Source organism: Pantoea sp. NPDC088449, from assembly GCF_044753225.1.
Lineage (GTDB): Bacteria > Pseudomonadota > Gammaproteobacteria > Enterobacterales > Enterobacteriaceae > Pantoea > Pantoea floridensis.
The window spans coordinates 1,344,071-1,361,382 of sequence record NZ_JBIVMT010000001.1; the positions used below are offsets into that span (position 1 = coordinate 1,344,071).

Here is a 17,312-nt window from a genome sequence, read left to right on the forward strand (position 1 = left end):
ATCCGATGGGTTATTCTTCCGCTGATAGCATCAGGCGAAGCCTCCCACCGGCGCCCCAGATATGACACTGCCAGGCATCGGCACGTTGGCTGATTTGGTTGAGATGTGTGCTACCCATAGTACCAAGCGGCACACCATTACTGAGTTGAATTTGATGAGTATTAATATGCAACGTCGCATTAAGCCCAGCTGAAACCAGAATCAGATTCTTGAGCTGACGATGGTAATAGCCAACTAATAGCGGGAATTGTCCGCTCAAATTGGCCTGCCGCAGCAACATGTTAACCTGACGTAATAATCCATTAAGCTCTGGCAATCGCTGTTTCTGACCGGATAATTGTTCCTGTAGCAAGCCATTAAATAACGCCCGCAATAAAAGTGCGGCCAGAACCCCGTTGTCACCTGCCCTGGTAACATCAAGACAGTAGAAAGCAAGATCGTTATCAGACAGTGCCGCAATATCCAGCACTAAACCCGGCTGTTCTGCCATCGTCAACTGACGGTAGTTAATGCGGCAATTGGCGATCGTTTGCTGCACGGGTGGTTGCAACTGTTTTAGCAGCTTGGAGGCGGCAAGGGGATCGCTGACTAACGCATCCCAATCCTGGAAAAGCTGCTCGTCCTCCTCGACTTTCGACGTGAACATCGAGGGATAAAGACACTCAAAAACCGCCTCTCTGAAGCGTTCAAGGTTTTTTAGCGGCTTAAGGAGCACATCTTGTACCCCCAGTCGCAGCACATGGGCAATGTCAGCCATATTTTGCGTTGCCGAGATAATCAGTATGGGGACGTTATTGCCGCGGCTGCGAATACGCTCAACAAATGGAATGCCGCCCATACGCGGCATTTCAAGATCGCAGACAACCAAATCCACCGACTGCGCGGATAATAGTGTTAAGCCATCGAGACCATCACCTGCTGCTAATGTGCTGGCGCCCAAGTTGGTCAATAAGTTGTCAATTAATGAACGGAAAACGACCTCATCTTCGACAATGAGAATCTTTTTGCCGATTAGCGGTTTCTCCATTCTCTCCCCCTGCGTACCAGATAATTCAATAGTGGTTCATAAAATGCAGTTGCGCCTTTCAGAATTGGCTGAAGTAGCAACACCTGTGAATGAACAACCTGACTATCTGCTACGGACCAGCGGTAATAGTTCATCCATTTTTTTCTCAACGGCGGCCTTGCCAGCCGCGATGGCTTCTTCTGCACGATGAAAGTCCAATGTGGAAATTTGAGGACAAAACGGCTGAATCAGCACATCCGGCGGGTCGCCCGCCATGCGGTTACGTTTCAGGCGATTTTCCAGTACCTGGATGGACGTAGACATAATCTCCATCGCACCCGGCGTTTGAGTAGCTCGGCGTTGCGTCAAACCCACAATGCGCTGACGCAATTTTTTTCCCCAACTCAGCGCTTCAACTGCCGCCGCTTCTTCACCGCTTTGCGGTGTCACTGAAAGTAAATCTTGCTGCATCAGGTGTGCGTCATGCTGGAGATCCACAGCAATAACGATGTCGGCACCTAGCGCGCGGGTTAATGAGATGGGTACGGGATTCACTACTGCACCATCCACCAACCAATATCCATTGTAAGCGATAGGTGGTAGTAAGCCTGGCATACTACAGGACGCACGCACAGCCTGATGTAAATCGCCCTCCGTTAACCACACCTCTCTTCCCGTACTGAGATTGGTTGCCACAACGCCAAAAGGTTTATCGCATCCATCAATTAACTCGTTTGGGATGAGTTGCCGGATATGGCTAAAAACCCGATCCCCCCGCAGCAAACCACCGCGCTGCCACGAGAGATCCATTAGACGGATGACATCCCAATAGCGGAATGCGCTCACCCATTTTTCCATCACACCCAGCCGGCCATTCACATAGGCTGAGCCAACCAACGCGCCGACTGAACAACCCGCCACGACATCGATTTCAATGCCTGCTCGTTCTAACGCATTAATAACACCAATGTGTGCCCAACCTTTAGCGGCACCTGAACCCAGTGCCAGCCCGATCCTTACTTTTCTCATCTCACCTCGTGATTGGCTTGTTGCGTAGCATCACGCCTGACAGTCGGCTACCATAGCGCACGCTTTAATTTACTTTAATCACTTCCAGGAGATGACGTGTCTGAAAAGTGCCCTTGCTGCAGCGGAAAGGAGTATAGCTTATGTTGTCAGCCCTTTCTGATTGGACAAGCGAACCCATTAAGTGCTGAGCAATTAATGCGCTCACGCTACACCGCCTATGTTGTTAAAAATGCTGCCTGGCTGGCTGCAACCTGGCACTCCAGTAAACGGGTGGCGGATCTCGAGACGTTATTATCCGAAAGTTTTTCCGGTACTGAATGGCTGGGTTTGAATGTAACTTGTTGTAATCAAGGAAGCCATGAGAATGAAGCCTTCGTAACGTTTTTTGCGCGATACCTCGAAAAAGGCCGTACTTCGGCGATCTATGAATGTTCACGCTTTCTTCGCGAGGATCAACGCTGGTACTATGTAGACGGAACAACACCTGAGTTGGGACGTAACGATCGCTGTCCTTGTGGCTCCGATAAAAAATACAAAAAATGTTGTGGCTAATCTGGACAGATACACAACGGCTTTACCATTCATCGCTTTGACAGGACTCTGATCGAGATGCAAGCGCAAACCATCCAACGAAAAGTATTACGTACCATTTGCCCAGATGCGAAAGGTCTGATCGCCAAAATTACTAATATTTGCTACAAGCACGAGCTCAATATTGTGCAAAATAATGAGTTCGTCGATCACCGTACCGGGCGCTTTTTCATGCGCACTGAGCTGGAAGGTATTTTCAACGACAACACCTTGCTGGCCGATCTTGATGGTGCACTGCCAGCAGGATCAGTGCGTGAATTACAGAGCGCAGGCCGTCGTCGTGTTGTCATTCTGGTCACCAAAGAGGCACATTGCCTGGGCGATTTGCTGATGAAAAGCGCTTTTGGCGGTCTTGATATGGAGATTGCGGCGGTCATTGGTAACCATGAAACGCTGCGCTCGTTGGTCGAACGCTTCGATATTCCGTTTGTGATGGTGAGTCATGAAGGCCACACGCGCGAAGAACACGATAACCGTATGGCAGACGAAATTGACCGCTATCAGCCGGATTACGTGGTGCTGGCCAAATACATGCGCGTATTAACACCGGCCTTCGTGCAGCGCTACCCTAATCAGATCATCAATATTCACCACTCCTTCTTGCCGGCTTTCATCGGCGCACGTCCGTATCATCAGGCGTATGAGCGCGGCGTGAAAATCATCGGCGCAACCGCGCACTATGTGAACGATAACCTTGATGAAGGTCCAATCATCATGCAGGACGTTATCAACGTCGATCACAGCTATACCGCAGAAGAGATGATGCGTGCTGGACGTGATGTAGAGAAGAATGTATTGAGCCGCGCACTGTATAAAGTGCTGGGTCAGCGTGTGTTCGTTTACGGCAACCGCACGATCATTCTTTAACCGCTTTGGCGCTGAACTGCACAACTCTTCAGCGCCACGCATAAAAAGTGGGCAAACGATTTTTATTTTCAGTGACGGTGCTTTACAGGCTGAGCGCATTTGGTATGATGCGCCCCGCTTTAAGAGGCAATGATTCAGGCCAGTGGTGGGATTCCCGAGCGGCCAAAGGGAGCAGACTGTAAATCTGCCGTCACAGACTTCGAAGGTTCGAATCCTTCTCCCACCACCATCTGAATCGTCTCCCTGAAGCCACAATATGTAACATCCCTGGTGGGATTCCCGAGCGGCCAAAGGGAGCAGACTGTAAATCTGCCGTCACAGACTTCGAAGGTTCGAATCCTTCTCCCACCACCATCCAATGTCTTCCCTCCCTTTCGCTTTACTTGTTGATTTCTCCCGCTACGCACCATGACTTTTGCCGAAAAACTCGTTACCATCCCGACACTCTTTTGCGGATAAAAATGGCAGCGAAATGAAATTTGTCTCCTTCAACATCAACGGTTTGCGCGCACGCCCGCACCAATTAGAAGCATTAGTTGAAAAGCATCAGCCAGATGTCATCGGCTTGCAGGAAACCAAAGTGCATGACGATATGTTCCCGCTCGAAGACGTTAGCAAACTGGGCTATCACGTGTTCTATCATGGGCAAAAAGGACATTATGGTGTCGCGCTGCTGACTAAAGCTGAACCAATTACCGTGAGTCGTGGTTTCCCAGGTGATGACGAAGAAGCACAGCGTCGTTTGATCATGGCGGAAATACCGAGTTCTATCGGTAATATTACCGTAATCAATGGTTATTTCCCTCAGGGTGAAAGTCGCGACCATCCGACCAAATTCCCGGCCAAAGAGAAGTTCTACCGCGATTTGCAGAACTATCTTGAGCAGCAGCTGGCCGTTGATAAACCGGTGTTAATCATGGGTGACATGAATATCAGCAGCACTGATTTTGACATCGGCATCGGTGAGGATAATCGCAAACGTTGGCTGCGTACCGGGAAGTGTTCGTTCCTGCCAGAAGAGCGGGAATGGATGGATCGCTTACTGCAGTGGGGGCTGGTTGATACCTGGCGCGATAAATTCCCAGCAACCAACGACCGTTTCTCATGGTTTGATTACCGTTCAAAAGGCTTCGATGATAACCGTGGACTGCGCATTGACTTGCTGTTAGCGAGCCAACCGTTGGCCTCGCGCTGTGTTGATAGTGGCATTGATTACGACATTCGCAGTATGGAAAAGCCGTCGGATCACGCACCGGTTTGGTCAACATTCAAGCTGTGATACAGCAGCGTGGCGTTTTTACGCCACGCGCTTTTATTTGATGATCTTCCAGATAAGCGGATTGGTGCCTATCGCTTTCTCATCACGTCCGCACTGCAGTAATACACCTTCCGCCTTTACTACCGCCCCTTCTGAATAGCTGCGGTTCTCATAGGTACAGCATTGCATGCAGTTGCTTTGCCGATTATTTTGTCCCTGTGTCCAGACTTCTGGCGGCATATCTACCACGACATCGGTATTTCCCATTCGATTATTTTCCGGCTGGCGATTAGCCAGCGCGGCAGTGCTGCATAACAGCAGTCCACTAAGCAATATCATTACATTCCGCATCACTCTGTCTCCTTGGTTTTGCGACGAGCCGTTTTCGGTTTGGCTTTCTTTTTTGGGCCAGGCGCTGTCAATCCGCGAAAGGCCTGTAACGAGGGACGCTGGCGCGCTTCACCAATCAGCCCAATCAAGGTGCTGACCAGCGGCTGCATAAACTCATCATATCGGCAGGCTTTTTCACTGATGCGTGTCAGTGTGGACTCCCATTGCGCCGTCATATCCGGACGGGCAGCCATTTCAGGCAACGCATGAATCAGCGCCCTACCAGCCTCCGTTGAATGAATATAGCGTCCCTTTTTTACCAGGAAAGTGCGGCGGAACAGTAATTCTATAATGCCTGCACGCGTAGCTTCCGTACCTAAACCATCGGTCGCACGCAGAACTTTCTTTAATTCTTTATCCTGAACAAAACGCGCTATGCCTGTCATTGCCGATAACAAGGTCGCATCGGTGAACGGACGCGGCGGCTGCGTTTGCTTTGCCAGCACTTCACCACGCTCACACAGCAGTTCATCGCCTTTGCTGACTACCGGCAGCGGCGTGCCATCGTTCTCTTCATCACGTTCTTTGCTGCCCAACAGTGCACGCCAACCTGCCTCAGCCAGAAAGCGTGCTTTGGCAATGAATTTTCCTCCGCCGATGTCGAGATCGATAACGCATTTGCGAAAGATCGCATCCGGACAAAACTGCATAAGATACTGACGCGCGATTAACCCATAAATGCTGGCTTCATTTTCCGTAAGATTCACTTTGCTGGCGCGAGCGGTGGGGATAATCGCGTGGTGAGCATCCACTTTTTTATCGTCCCAGCAGCGATTCTTCTGGTCAGGATTAAAATCAGCGGGTGGCGTTAAATTGGGCTGATGTGCCTGTATGGCGTTCAATACCGCATGACGCCCGGCAAAATGCTCATCAGGCAGATAGCGGCTGTCAGATCGCGGATAAGTGATCAGCTTGTGAGTCTCATACAGCCGCTGGCAGCAATCTAATACGGTCTGCGCGCTGAGCCCGAAACGCTTACCTGCTTCAATTTGCAGGCCTGAAAGTGAAAACGGCAGCGGCGCAGTATCCGATTCGCGCTTATCGTTATAGCCGGTGACCAGCGCAGGTTTGCCGTTAATACGCTCCAGCACGTGATCCGCCAGCGGTCGATGTAACAATCGCCCCTCTTCATCCTGCCAGGGCTCACAGGCATCACTCGGCACCCAGCTGGCAACAAAGCGTTCGTCTTTTGGCGTGACGATGTGTGCTTTGACTTCGAAGTAATCCTTCGGGATAAAGTTCTCAATCTCTTCATCGCGACGCACCACCAAGCCCAGCACCGGCGTTTGTACACGCCCGACTGACAGCACGCCATCGTAACCGGCATTACGCCCCAGCAAGGTCCATGCGCGGGTCATATTGATGCCATACAACCAGTCGGCACGTGCGCGCGCCAATGCCGACACGCACAACGGAATAAATTCACGATTTTCACGCAAGCGCCCGACGGCACGTTCTACTGCCGAAGGATTGAGGTCGTTAATCAGGCAACGCTGTACCGTTTGGCGTTTTTCTGGCGCGAGTTGCAGGTAATCCAGCACCTCATCCACCAGCAGTTGGCCTTCACGGTCGGGGTCTCCCGCATGCACCACAACGCTGGCTTGCTGCAGCAATCCTTCGATCACTTTCAGCTGCTTCGCTACCGAAGGACGCGGCTGTAAGCGCCACTTATCAGGAATGATCGGCAGATCGGCCAGATTCCAGCGCGCATAGCGGCTGTCGTAACTATCGGGCTGCGCCTGCTCCAACAGGTGCCCAACACACCAGGTCACAACCTGGTCATTCCCGCAGGCAATATAACCATCACCACGACGATGCGGTTTCGGCAACACGTCGGCAATCGCACGCGCTAAGCTAGGTTTTTCAGCAATAAACAAACGCATGGATGGCGTCGTTCCTTAACATCAGGTAATTACGGTAATCAGAGGATGATCTGCGTTGGCGGCAAACAACTCGCCTATTAGCGCGGCAGTGACACCTGCTTCTGTCGCGCAACGTTGAAACTCTTCTACGGCGTCAGGTTGAACCGCGACTAACAGACCGCCGGAAGTTTGCGGATCGCAAAGCAATGCGCGTGTTGCATCATCAAGAGGAGAAATAGATGCACCGTAGCTGGCAAAATTACGGCTGGTGCCACCCGGTACCGCACCCGCAGCGATGTAGTCATCTACGCCCGCCAGTCGCGGCACATTGTTTGCCATCAGCTCAGCACGCAGCCCTGAACCCTGGCAGATTTCACTCAAATGCCCCAGCAAGCCAAAACCCGTCACATCGGTCATGGCACTGACGCCATCAAGTTTGGCAAAGTCTGCGCCGGCGTTGTTGAGCTGGCACATCACCTCAGCCGCTAAGGATTGATGTTCTGAACGCAGCAGGCCTTTTTTCTCAGCGGTAGTCAGAATGCCAATCCCTAACGGCTTGGTAAGGAATAGCTGACATCCTGCCTGTGCCGCACTGTTCTTTTTCACTCTTGCCACATCGACAATGCCGGTAACGGCCAGACCAAAGATAGGTTCTGGCGCGTCAATCGAGTGACCACCAGCCAGCGCGATTCCCGCTGCCTGACAAGCGGCGCGGCCGCCTTCGACCACCTGTTGCGCCACCTCCGGACTAAGCACATTCACGGGCCAGCCTAGAATGGCGATCGCCATGATCGGTTTCCCGCCCATGGCATAGATATCGCTGATGGCATTGGTGGCGGCGATACGGCCAAAGGTAAAGGGATCGTCGACGATCGGCATAAAGAAATCCGTGGTGCTGACCACAGCTGTACCGTTGCCAAGATCGTACACTGCGGCATCATCACGCGTTTCATTACCGACCAGCAGTTGCGGATCGTGAAATGGACTCAGCTCACTGTGGAGAATGGTTTCCAATACCTGCGGCGAAATTTTGCAGCCGCATCCAGCACCATGGCTGTACTGCGTTAAACGGAGTGATTCACTCATGGCGAGGTCCTTATGCGCTAAACAGAAGGCGCTATGTTAGCCTGGCTGCAGGCTGGTGGTAAGTGCTGCGCGGCCTAACCTCGATCTTTCGCACAGGCTATGTGCAATCTCTGCAACAGCGCATAACGTGCCGCATAAGCTCGCCGCTGTCTGTCAGAAATAACTGACAAACCGTGCAGTGTCAGGTGCCACAACCGTGGTGTTGGCTTTCAACTGCGGCGTACCCAGATAGAGAAAACCAACAATCGCATCCTGCTCACGGCAGCTAAACGCTTCACGAACGAGTGGATGATCGGTCCATGGCCCGCTACGCCAGATGCCGTTAAAGCCTTGCGCGACAGCAGCCATCTGCATCGCCATTACCGCGCAACTGGCAGAGGCCAACTGTTCCCAATGCGGTACTTTGGCATTCTCTTCACAATGCGCCACTACAGTAATGATCATCGGCGCGCGGAATGGCGCCGAAGCCGCTTTGTCGATGGCTTTTTGCTCCAAGTTGCTATCGCGTGCGGCTTGTTCCAGCACGTTGCTAAAGCGATCGCGCCCTTCATTTTCAACAATAATGAAGCGCCATGGCTGCAGCGTGCCGTGATCCGGCGCGCGCATGGCGGCGTGCAGAATATTTTGCAGGGCTTCACCCGTTGGAGCCGGTTCTGCCAGGCGTGAGGCCGAGCGACGATTCACTAATAAATCCAATGCATCCATTATTCTTCTCCCATGAATAAAAAGCGTGGCCTAATCCTGGCACAGCACGATCTTTTGTAACAGTCTGGCGCGATTTCCTGCTGACTTTTCGCACGCCGCTCTTTAGGATGAACGCGACATCGGGGCTGACCGCGTGCTGGCTGCCCTGTTACGTGAATATGGAGAGTTTATGCGCACACTGTGGCGAATTATTTCCGGTCTGTTCCGCTGGAGCTGGCGGGTACTGAATTTTATTCGGGAATTTATTCTTAATTTATTTCTTATTGTATTGATTCTGGCGGGCGTCGGGATTTGGATGCAAGTTTCCAGTTCAAGCAGTAATGAACCGGTCCAGCAAGGTGCACTGAAAATCGATCTGAGCGGTGTTCTGGTCGACAAACCTTCCGTCAGTAATCGTCTAAGCCGCATCAGCCGCCAGCTGTTGGGCGCGAATAGCGATCGTTTGCAGGAAAACTCTCTGTTTGATGTGGTTGATGCGATCCGCCAGGCGAAGACGGATAAAAACATCACTGGCATCGTGCTTGAACTGCGTGACTTTGCCGGCGGCGATCAGCCTTCCCTGCAATATGTTGGTAAAGCGCTGCGTGAATTCCGCGATGCTGGCAAACCGATTTATGCTGTGGGCGATAGCTATAGCCAGGCACAATATTATATTGCCAGCTACGCCAACAAAGTTTATCTCTCGCCGCAAGGTACGGTGGATCTGCACGGTTTTGCCACCAATGGCCTCTATTACAAAACGCTGCTGGATAAATTAAAAGTCAGCTCACATGTTTTCCGCGTCGGAACCTATAAATCTGCCGTTGAGCCATTCCTGCGCGACGATATGTCACCCGAAGCGCGCGATGCCGACGGTCGCTGGGTTGGTCAGCTTTGGCAGAACTACCTGAATACGGTGGCGGCTAACCGCCAGATCACAACCGACCAATTGTTCCCAGGCGCAGCGGGCATTATTAGCGGCCTGCAAGCCGTTCAGGGCGATTCAGCGAAATATGCGCTGAATAATAAGTTAGTGGATGTACTTGATACGCGCGCAGCCGCCGATCAGGAGCTGGTCAAAACCTTTGGCTGGGATAAAGCGAATAACGATTATCGCAGCGTGAGCATTTACGACTATACCGTTAAACAACCGCCTCAGAATCAGGATGGCAACATTGCGGTTATCCTCGCCAGCGGCGCCATTATGGACGGTGAAGAGAGTGCCGGAAATGTCGGTGGTGATACCACTGCATCTCAGATTCGTGATGCGCGACTCGATCCAAAAATCAAAGCCATCGTACTGCGCGTCAATAGTCCTGGCGGCAGCGTTACCGCCTCCGAGGCAATACGTGAAGAGCTGGCTGCGGCGCACGACGCCGGTAAACCGGTGGTTGTTTCGATGGGCGGTATGGCGGCATCTGGCGGCTACTGGATTTCAACACCGGCTGATTACATTGTGGCGGCACCGAGCACCCTGACCGGTTCCATCGGTATCTTCGGCGTGATTAACACCGTTGAAAACAGCCTTAGCGCCATTGGCGTGCATACAGATGGTGTTGCCACCTCACCGCTGGCAGATATGGCCACGACTAAAGCGCTGCCGACTGAAGTACAACAGTTGATGCAGCTGACGATTGAGAATGGCTATCGTAATTTCGTTGGATTAGTGGCGGCATCACGCCATAAAACACCCGAGCAAATTAACGCCATTGCGCAGGGCCACGTATGGACCGGAAGTGATGCCAAAGCCAATGGGCTGGTTGATGCGTTGGGCGACTTTGATGATGCCGTGGCAAAAGCCGCTGAGTTGGCTAAGGTCGGCAAACCACAGCTGAGCTGGTATCAGGATGATCCGGGTATGATTGATCTGCTGTTAAATCAGATGAACGCCTCGGTACAAGCCGTTTTACCCGCCGCCCTTAAGGTTTGGCTCCCTGCTCCAATGCTCGATGTGATGAGCGCTGTGAAAGAACAACCGGGATTGCTTAATAATCTTAACGATCCGCAAAACCGCTACGCTTTCTGCCTAAACTGCGGCAACGTACGCTAATCTTTACAGCCCGGCCGCTGGTCGGGCTGCTTTTCGTTGGCAATCCCCTTATACTGCGCGTTTTACGGCAAGTCTGAGCTTCTTCATGCAAAAGAAAAATATCTATGTGGCCTACACGGGCGGCACCATCGGGATGCAGCGTTCGGCGCAGGGCTATATTCCGGTATCCGGTCATCTCCAGCAGCAGCTAACTACGATGCCGGAGTTCCATCGACCTGAAATGCCCGATTTTACTATCCACGAATATCAGCCGCTGATGGACTCCTCGGATATGACGCCGCAGGATTGGCAATCGATTGCTAATGATATTAAGCAAAACTACGATCGCTATGATGGTTTTGTCATCCTGCATGGTACTGACACAATGGCCTTCACCGCGTCAGCCCTCTCATTCATGCTGGAGAACCTCGCCAAACCGGTCATTGTGACAGGTTCACAAATTCCATTGGCCGAATTGCGTTCTGACGGGCAACAAAATTTGCTCAATTCACTCTACGTTGCAGCAAATTATCCTATCAACGAAGTGGCCCTGTTCTTCAATAACACGCTGTTTCGTGGCAACCGAACCACCAAAGCGCACGCCGATGGCTTCAATGCCTTTGCTTCACCGAATCTGCCCCCCTTACTGGAAGCAGGGATTCATATAAAACGCCTGAATACGCCCGCAGCACCGCAAGGCCATGGTGAATTGATGGTGCACCCGATCACGCCGCAGCCGATTGGTGTTGTCACGATCTATCCCGGCATTTCTGCGGATGTGGTACGTAATTTCCTGCGTCAACCGGTGAAAGCGCTGATTTTGCGTTCTTATGGCGTGGGTAACGCACCACAGAACGCTGAATTCCTCGCAGAACTGCAACAGGCCAGCGATCGTGGCATTGTCGTCGTGAACCTCACGCAATGCATGTCTGGCAAAGTGAATATGGGTGGTTATGCTACGGGTAATGCGTTAGAGCATGCCGGCGTCATCAGTGGTTTTGATCTCACGGTTGAAGCGACATTAACCAAACTGCATTTTTTGTTGAGCCAGAATCTTACCAGTTCGGAAATTCGTGCCAAAATGCAGCAGAATTTACGCGGCGAACTGACCGAAGATTAATACGGAGCGAAACTGATGAAACGGGCATTGATAATTATCGATATTCAAAACGATTTTTGCCCCGGCGGCCCAATGGCGGTTCGTGATGGTGATCAAACCGTGGCGGTAGCAAATCGCTTTGCGCGAGAGTTTCATGACCGGGGCGAGTGTGTCGTGGCATTGCAGGATTGGCATCCTGCCAATCATGGCAGTTTTGCCTCCATTTCAGGTGAACCCGTTTACACGCTAGGTGAGTTAAACGGATTAGCGCAAATCTGGTGGCCGGATCACGGCATTGAAAACACTCCAGGCGCGGATTTCCATCCTCAACTTGATCGCGCACTGATTGATGCGGTATTCCACAAAGGTGGTGATGTCGAAGTCGATAGCTACAGCGCTTTTTTCGATAACGGACATCGACGCAAAACAGAACTCGACAACTGGCTGCGTGAGCGAGGCATCAGCGATTTAGTGATGTTAGGTCTTGCTACCGATTACTGCGTCAAATACAGCGTGCTGGATGCGTTAGAACTGGGCTACAACGTCGAGGTCGTTAAAGAAGGCTGCCGCGGTGTGAACCTGAATCCGGATGATAGCGATATTGCGTTCGCGCAGATGGAAGCGCAAGGTGCGGTATTAATCTGAAAATATGGGCTGGAGCAACCAGCCCTTTTTTATTTTTAGTGCAAGTTGATGCGCGTGACATCGGGCTCGATACCGAAATCTTCTTTAAGCTGTTTCTTCGACTTCATCACCATATCCCCACCTTTACTGATGGTCATATGTTGCGGATCGTCATTGTGGCGTGCCTGCCACAGCATGACCAGCTGCAGGCAGTTATCTTTCTGCTCTTGCGTCAGCGCGACGCCGTCCGGCCATTTGCCCGTTTCAACTGCCGTAGATAAACGCGCATACACTTCCGGCGTCATTGCCGCCAGCATCGTTTCCAGTTCCTGTTTCATGCTTAACCCTCTTGCTGATTGCCCTGCTCATCAGTGAAATTCAACGAGGCGGAGTTTACGCAATAGCGCTCGCCGCTTGGTTGAGGGCCGTCCGGGAATACATGCCCAAGATGAGCATCGCAGTTACCACAGCGAATTTCGACGCGGTGCATACCATGCGTATCGTCTTCCAGATAGCGAATAGCTTCATCACTATAAGGTTGATAGAAGCTTGGCCAGCCACAGCCTGAATCGTACTTCGTTTCGGAGAGGAACAGCGGCGAATTACAAACTAAGCAGTGGTAAATTCCTTCCTGCTTGTTGTGCAGCAACGCGCCCGAAAAAGGGGGCTCCGTTCCACGATGCTGAGTAACATAGCGCTGCATTTCGGATAGCTGCGCGATTTTTGCCTCGGGTGCGGTGTCTTTAGCCATTTTATCTTCCGGAGTGTCATTCTGAAAAAATCGACTAGTATTCTAACAAACGTACAACATCTATCGGGTCTTTTTTCGTGCTAACGCTTCTGACATCTCGGCAAGAGCACGATTTTGTGATGGGGATCACCCTTTGCAAAACTCATCCCTTTTCAGCCTGCATTCGGCGTAACATAGGCGCGCAATAAGGGTGCTGCGTAAGCGATTGCGCAACGAATTATTCCTGGTGTCGGAATTGACCTGTCGCAACAATTGACACGATTCCGCTTGACGCCTGGTAAGGTTTTTGTAATTTTACAGCCAACCTTTTATTCACTAACAAATAGCTGGTGGAATATATGACTATCAAAGTAGGTATCAACGGTTTTGGCCGTATCGGTCGCATCGTTTTCCGTGCTGCACAGCAGCGTTCTGACATCGAAATCGTCGCGATCAACGATCTGCTCGACGCCGATTACATGGCTTATATGCTGAAGTACGACTCTACTCACGGTCGTTTTGACGGCACTGTAGAAGTTAAAGACGGTGCGCTGATTGTTAACGGTAAGAAAATCCGTGTTACTGCTGAGAAAGACCCGGCTAACCTGAAGTGGGACGAAGTGGGTGTTGACGTTGTTGCTGAAGCGACCGGTATCTTCCTGACCGACGAAACTGCACGTAAACACATCACCGCTGGTGCGAAGAAAGTAGTTCTGACGGGTCCATCTAAAGACAGCACCCCAATGTTCGTGCGTGGCGCTAACTTTGACAAATATGCCGGCCAGGACATCGTTTCTAACGCATCTTGCACCACCAACTGCCTGGCACCGCTGGCTAAAGTTATCAACGATAACTTCGGCATCGTTGAAGGTCTGATGACCACCGTTCATGCAACCACCGCTACGCAGAAAACTGTTGATGGCCCGTCTCATAAAGACTGGCGCGGCGGCCGCGGCGCAGCACAGAACATCATCCCATCTTCTACCGGTGCGGCTAAAGCAGTAGGCGTAGTTCTGCCAGAACTGAACGGCAAACTGACCGGTATGGCATTCCGCGTTCCAACGCCAAACGTGTCTGTTGTTGACCTGACTGTTCGCCTGGAAAAACCAGCGACCTACAAAGAAATTTGTGCAGTGATCAAAGCTGAGTCAGAAGGCAAAATGAAAGGCGTGTTGGGCTACATCGAAGATGACGTCGTTTCTACCGATTTCAACGGCGAAACTCTGACTTCAGTATTCGATGCTAAAGCGGGTATCGCTCTGAACGACAACTTTGTGAAACTGGTTTCCTGGTACGATAACGAAACAGGTTACTCACACAAAGTTCTGGACCTGATTGCACTGGTTGCTTCTAAGTAAGCAAAGCGGTGAAACAGACAAGGGGTGACTTCGGTCACCCCTTTTTTTCGACTGGATGAAGAGAAGGTCTGACAATGCAAGATACGCTATATACCCTTCCGGTAGTGAATCAAATCACCCCCTATCTGTCACAGCGTCAGCAAGGTGATTTACCGATTCTGGTGGTAAGCCATCCAAAAGTCCGCGCGGCCATTGCGCTGCAGGGCGCACATCTCCTTTCATGGCAGCCGAGTGGACAACAACCGGTAATTTGGCTCAGTGAAAAGACACCATTTACTGCCGGTAAAGCGATTCGTGGTGGCGTGCCGATCTGCTGGCCATGGTTTGGTCCAGCAGGCGAACCGGCGCATGGCTTCGCGCGCAATATGCCGTGGACGTTGACTGCGCATGACGAAAACGATGATGCCGTCATGCTGACTTTTACGCTGGAAAGCAACGCACAGACCAAAAAACTGTGGCCGCATGACTTTACTCTGCTCGCTCGCTTCCGCATCGCAGAGCACTGTGAAATTGAGCTGGAAGCATATGGTGACTATGAAGCGACAGCCGCGCTGCACAGCTATTTTCAGGTTGCCGATATTGCGCAAGTGGAAGTCAGTGGCTTAGGAAAGAGCTTTATCGATAAAGTTAACGATAATTCGATTGGGGAATCCGATGGCAAACAGACCTATCCCAATCGAGTGGATCGTGTCCATACTGCCGCAGATGATTGTAGTGTAATCCATGATAGAGCGGGTAAACGTAAGATTGAAGTTTATCACCATTATCAAAGTGACGTTGTCACGTGGAATCCCGGTCCTGAACTATCCTGCAGCATGGGCGACATGGCCAATGAGGGATATAAAACCATGGTATGTGTTGAAACGGCGCGGATTAGTAAGCCATTAAAAAGTGCAGGTGAATCTCCTGCTCGCCTGAGCGCCACCCTTCGGGTCGTCAACAAATAAACTTCTGCAGGGCTATACGATATCCAGCGCTGTTTTACTCTGCGGCGCTGGAAACACCCCATCAATAATCGTGAGTTCTTCCTGACTGAGATGAATACTTAGCGCGGCAGCATTCTGTCGCACATGATCTTCACTGCTGGCTTTAGGGATCGCTAAAACACCCTCCATGCGAATGACCCATGCCAGCATTAATTGTGCCACGCTAATGCTCTTCTGTTGTGCAATTTGCTGCAGATGCGCATTCTCGAACAGCGCCTTTCTTAAGCGTCCCGCCTGCGCTAACGGACAATACGCCATGATTGGCATGCCACGGCGTTGGCATTCAGGCAGCAAATCATACTCAATGCCCCGGGAGGCTAAATGATAAAGCACCTGATTAGTTAAGCAGGCTTTGCCGCCTGGCTCATTCCACAGTTCCAGCATGTCGGCACTGTCGAAATTGGATACGCCCCAATGACGAATCTTACCTTGCTGCTGCAATGATTCCATCGCACGCAGGGTTTCTTCTAAAGGCACATTACCGCGCCAGTGTAATAGGTAGAGATCGAGGTAATCGGTTTGCAGACGGCGAAGACTGCGCTCGCAAGCCTCAATGGCATCAACTTCCCCGGCATTCCATGGATAAACTTTTGACACCAGCCAGGCTTGATTGCGACGCCCGCGCAGCGCTTCACCAACTACCTCCTCCGCACCCCCTTCGGCATACATCTCGGCGGTATCAATAACTTTTAATCCGAGTTCCAGCCCCGCCTGTAGCGCGGCAATTTCCTGACGGCGCTGAGCAACATTCTCGCCCATGTACCACGTTCCCTGCCCAATTGCAGGAATGGCGGCTTCGCCGGGAAACGTTATGGTTTTCATCACTCCTCCTCCGCTCCATTACGGGGCTCATTATTGGTGCAATGTAAGAAAAACGCCTCATTATGAGGCGTCCACTTTGCTTATCAGAAGGTATAACTAATGCCGGTCCAGAGGGTGAACTGCCCCTCTTTATTGACCATTGGACTGTCTTTAATTTCGCTGTCAAAGCGCGTATAGCGACCAGATAAGCTGGCATTCCAGCTATCAGTAATTTGATAGCTGGCGTTCATTTCCACATAAGGCGACCAACTGTCATCTGGGTGATATTCAGCGATGCCAGTACGGGTACTTTCGTGTGATGATACACCATAGTAATAGCGGTTCTGATTGGCACTGTTCCATATCGCACCGATACCCGGCGTCAGACTCAATGCGCCAAAATCGAAACGATAAAGATAGGTAAGATCCCACAGCATACCATTGCTGTTATTGAGTACATCGCCAAGCAGCGCGGTACGCACAATCCCCCAATCGGCGACGTGACGATAAGTAGCACCTGCCATCAGCGTCATGCGACGCTTATCGAGCGCTTTCATATCGCCTAAATCGTTATCTTTAGGATCATACTCCTGAGGCGAACCCAGTACGGTTAGCGAGAGCTGATTCTGTGGGTCTTTCCACAAGTAATAGCCGCCTTGCAGACTGTGGAACCAGAAGTTTTCACCTTCATAATTAATCACAGGAATCGGCAGATAGCGGTCTTGTCCCCCCTTATAAGGAGACTGGGCATAAATGACCGAAGCCCCAAGAGTTAAGGTTTCTGCATGAGTGGCGAACGCCACAAAATAACAAGGAACAACAAGAGCAAGCGCTTTAAGTTTGAATTGGTTCACAATTTATTCAGTCCATTAATATAACAATCACACGTAGAGTCTAACCAAATTTTTGCTA

At 51.2% G+C, this 17,312-nt stretch carries 18 protein-coding genes and 2 tRNA genes; 10 read left to right on the forward strand and 10 right to left on the reverse strand.

Features of this window, described 5'->3' with window-relative positions:
- Positions 1 to 10: 10 nt before the first annotated feature.
- Entirely contained in the window at positions 11 to 1,027 is a 1,017-nt protein-coding gene (gene rssB, locus ACIP6T_RS06360; protein WP_097097175.1) for a two-component system response regulator RssB, read from the reverse strand.
- A 102-nt stretch (positions 1,028 to 1,129) separates the two neighbouring features.
- Entirely contained in the window at positions 1,130 to 2,035 is a 906-nt protein-coding gene (gene rssA, locus ACIP6T_RS06365) for a patatin-like phospholipase RssA (RefSeq protein WP_097097174.1), read from the reverse strand.
- 96 nt (positions 2,036 to 2,131) lie between these two features.
- Here rssA and ACIP6T_RS06370 point away from each other — a divergent pair, with 96 nt between their 5' ends.
- The 5 genes from ACIP6T_RS06370 to xthA all read left to right on the forward strand — a co-directional run bounded on the left by ACIP6T_RS06370 (position 2,132) and on the right by xthA (position 4,772).
- Entirely contained in the window at positions 2,132 to 2,587 is a 456-nt protein-coding gene (locus tag ACIP6T_RS06370) for a YchJ family protein (RefSeq protein ID WP_097097173.1), read from the forward strand.
- Between the two features lie 57 nt (positions 2,588 to 2,644).
- On the forward strand, positions 2,645 to 3,493 hold the full coding sequence (gene purU, locus ACIP6T_RS06375; protein WP_097097172.1) for a formyltetrahydrofolate deformylase: 849 nt from the start codon (positions 2,645 to 2,647) through the stop codon (positions 3,491 to 3,493).
- Positions 3,494 to 3,637: 144 nt separating this feature from the next.
- Positions 3,638 to 3,722, forward strand: a tRNA-Tyr gene (locus tag ACIP6T_RS06380).
- Between the two features lie 40 nt (positions 3,723 to 3,762).
- A tRNA-Tyr gene (locus ACIP6T_RS06385) sits at positions 3,763 to 3,847 on the forward strand.
- A gap of 118 nt (positions 3,848 to 3,965) precedes the next feature.
- A complete protein-coding gene (xthA, locus tag ACIP6T_RS06390) occupies positions 3,966 to 4,772 on the forward strand; it encodes an exodeoxyribonuclease III (RefSeq protein WP_400456007.1) in 807 nt (268 codons plus the stop codon).
- A 33-nt stretch (positions 4,773 to 4,805) separates the two neighbouring features.
- On the opposite strand, the gene ACIP6T_RS06395 is transcribed toward xthA, so the two are convergent.
- The 4 genes from ACIP6T_RS06395 to ACIP6T_RS06410 all read right to left on the reverse strand — a co-directional run bounded on the left by ACIP6T_RS06395 (position 4,806) and on the right by ACIP6T_RS06410 (position 8,794).
- Complete coding sequence (locus ACIP6T_RS06395; protein WP_097097170.1) at positions 4,806 to 5,102, reverse strand: YnjH family protein; 297 nt, start codon at positions 5,100 to 5,102, stop codon at positions 4,806 to 4,808.
- Entirely contained in the window at positions 5,102 to 7,024 is a 1,923-nt protein-coding gene (locus ACIP6T_RS06400) for a DNA topoisomerase III (protein WP_345829562.1), read from the reverse strand. Before ACIP6T_RS06400 ends, ACIP6T_RS06395 begins: the two co-directional genes overlap by 1 nt.
- Before the next feature lie 21 nt (positions 7,025 to 7,045).
- Positions 7,046 to 8,089 carry a selenide, water dikinase SelD gene (selD, locus tag ACIP6T_RS06405; RefSeq protein ID WP_400456010.1) on the reverse strand — a complete coding sequence of 348 codons (1,044 nt, stop codon included), beginning with the start codon at positions 8,087 to 8,089 and terminating at the stop codon, positions 7,046 to 7,048.
- Between the two features lie 153 nt (positions 8,090 to 8,242).
- The gene (locus tag ACIP6T_RS06410) at positions 8,243 to 8,794 is read right to left on the reverse strand and encodes an NAD(P)H nitroreductase (RefSeq protein ID WP_097097167.1); all 552 of its coding nucleotides are present in this window, start codon (positions 8,792 to 8,794) and stop codon (positions 8,243 to 8,245) included.
- 169 nt (positions 8,795 to 8,963) lie between these two features.
- Between ACIP6T_RS06410 and sppA the strand changes: the two genes are divergently transcribed.
- The 3 genes from sppA to pncA all read left to right on the forward strand — a co-directional run bounded on the left by sppA (position 8,964) and on the right by pncA (position 12,546).
- Complete coding sequence (gene sppA, locus ACIP6T_RS06415) at positions 8,964 to 10,823, forward strand: signal peptide peptidase SppA (protein WP_097097166.1); 1,860 nt, start codon at positions 8,964 to 8,966, stop codon at positions 10,821 to 10,823.
- A gap of 85 nt (positions 10,824 to 10,908) precedes the next feature.
- Complete coding sequence (ansA, locus tag ACIP6T_RS06420) at positions 10,909 to 11,922, forward strand: asparaginase (protein ID WP_097097165.1); 1,014 nt, start codon at positions 10,909 to 10,911, stop codon at positions 11,920 to 11,922.
- Positions 11,923 to 11,937: 15 nt separating this feature from the next.
- Positions 11,938 to 12,546: a bifunctional nicotinamidase/pyrazinamidase gene (pncA, locus tag ACIP6T_RS06425; RefSeq protein WP_097097164.1), complete on the forward strand. Its 609-nt coding sequence runs from the start codon at positions 11,938 to 11,940 to the stop codon at positions 12,544 to 12,546.
- A gap of 35 nt (positions 12,547 to 12,581) precedes the next feature.
- Here the strand turns inward: pncA and ACIP6T_RS06430 are convergent, their stop codons facing one another.
- On the reverse strand, positions 12,582 to 12,863 hold the full coding sequence (locus ACIP6T_RS06430) for a DUF1315 family protein (RefSeq protein ID WP_345829553.1): 282 nt from the start codon (positions 12,861 to 12,863) through the stop codon (positions 12,582 to 12,584).
- A 2-nt stretch (positions 12,864 to 12,865) separates the two neighbouring features.
- Positions 12,866 to 13,276, reverse strand: a complete 411-nt coding sequence (msrB, locus tag ACIP6T_RS06435; protein WP_097097162.1) for a peptide-methionine (R)-S-oxide reductase MsrB — start codon at positions 13,274 to 13,276, stop codon at positions 12,866 to 12,868.
- A 338-nt stretch (positions 13,277 to 13,614) separates the two neighbouring features.
- On the opposite strand from msrB, the gene gapA reads away from it, so the two are divergent.
- Positions 13,615 to 14,613 (forward strand): glyceraldehyde-3-phosphate dehydrogenase, encoded by a 999-nt coding sequence (gene gapA / locus ACIP6T_RS06440; RefSeq protein WP_007889697.1) that lies wholly within the window; start codon positions 13,615 to 13,617, stop codon positions 14,611 to 14,613.
- A gap of 74 nt (positions 14,614 to 14,687) precedes the next feature.
- The gene (locus ACIP6T_RS06445) at positions 14,688 to 15,560 is read left to right on the forward strand and encodes a D-hexose-6-phosphate mutarotase (protein WP_400456014.1); all 873 of its coding nucleotides are present in this window, start codon (positions 14,688 to 14,690) and stop codon (positions 15,558 to 15,560) included.
- 12 nt (positions 15,561 to 15,572) lie between these two features.
- On the opposite strand, the gene ACIP6T_RS06450 is transcribed toward ACIP6T_RS06445, so the two are convergent.
- Both ACIP6T_RS06450 and ACIP6T_RS06455 read right to left on the reverse strand, forming a co-directional pair.
- Entirely contained in the window at positions 15,573 to 16,424 is an 852-nt protein-coding gene (locus ACIP6T_RS06450) for an aldo/keto reductase (protein ID WP_345829550.1), read from the reverse strand.
- An 80-nt stretch (positions 16,425 to 16,504) separates the two neighbouring features.
- A complete protein-coding gene (locus ACIP6T_RS06455) occupies positions 16,505 to 17,254 on the reverse strand; it encodes a MipA/OmpV family protein (RefSeq protein ID WP_097097159.1) in 750 nt (249 codons plus the stop codon).
- Between the last annotated feature and the right edge of the window lie 58 nt (positions 17,255 to 17,312).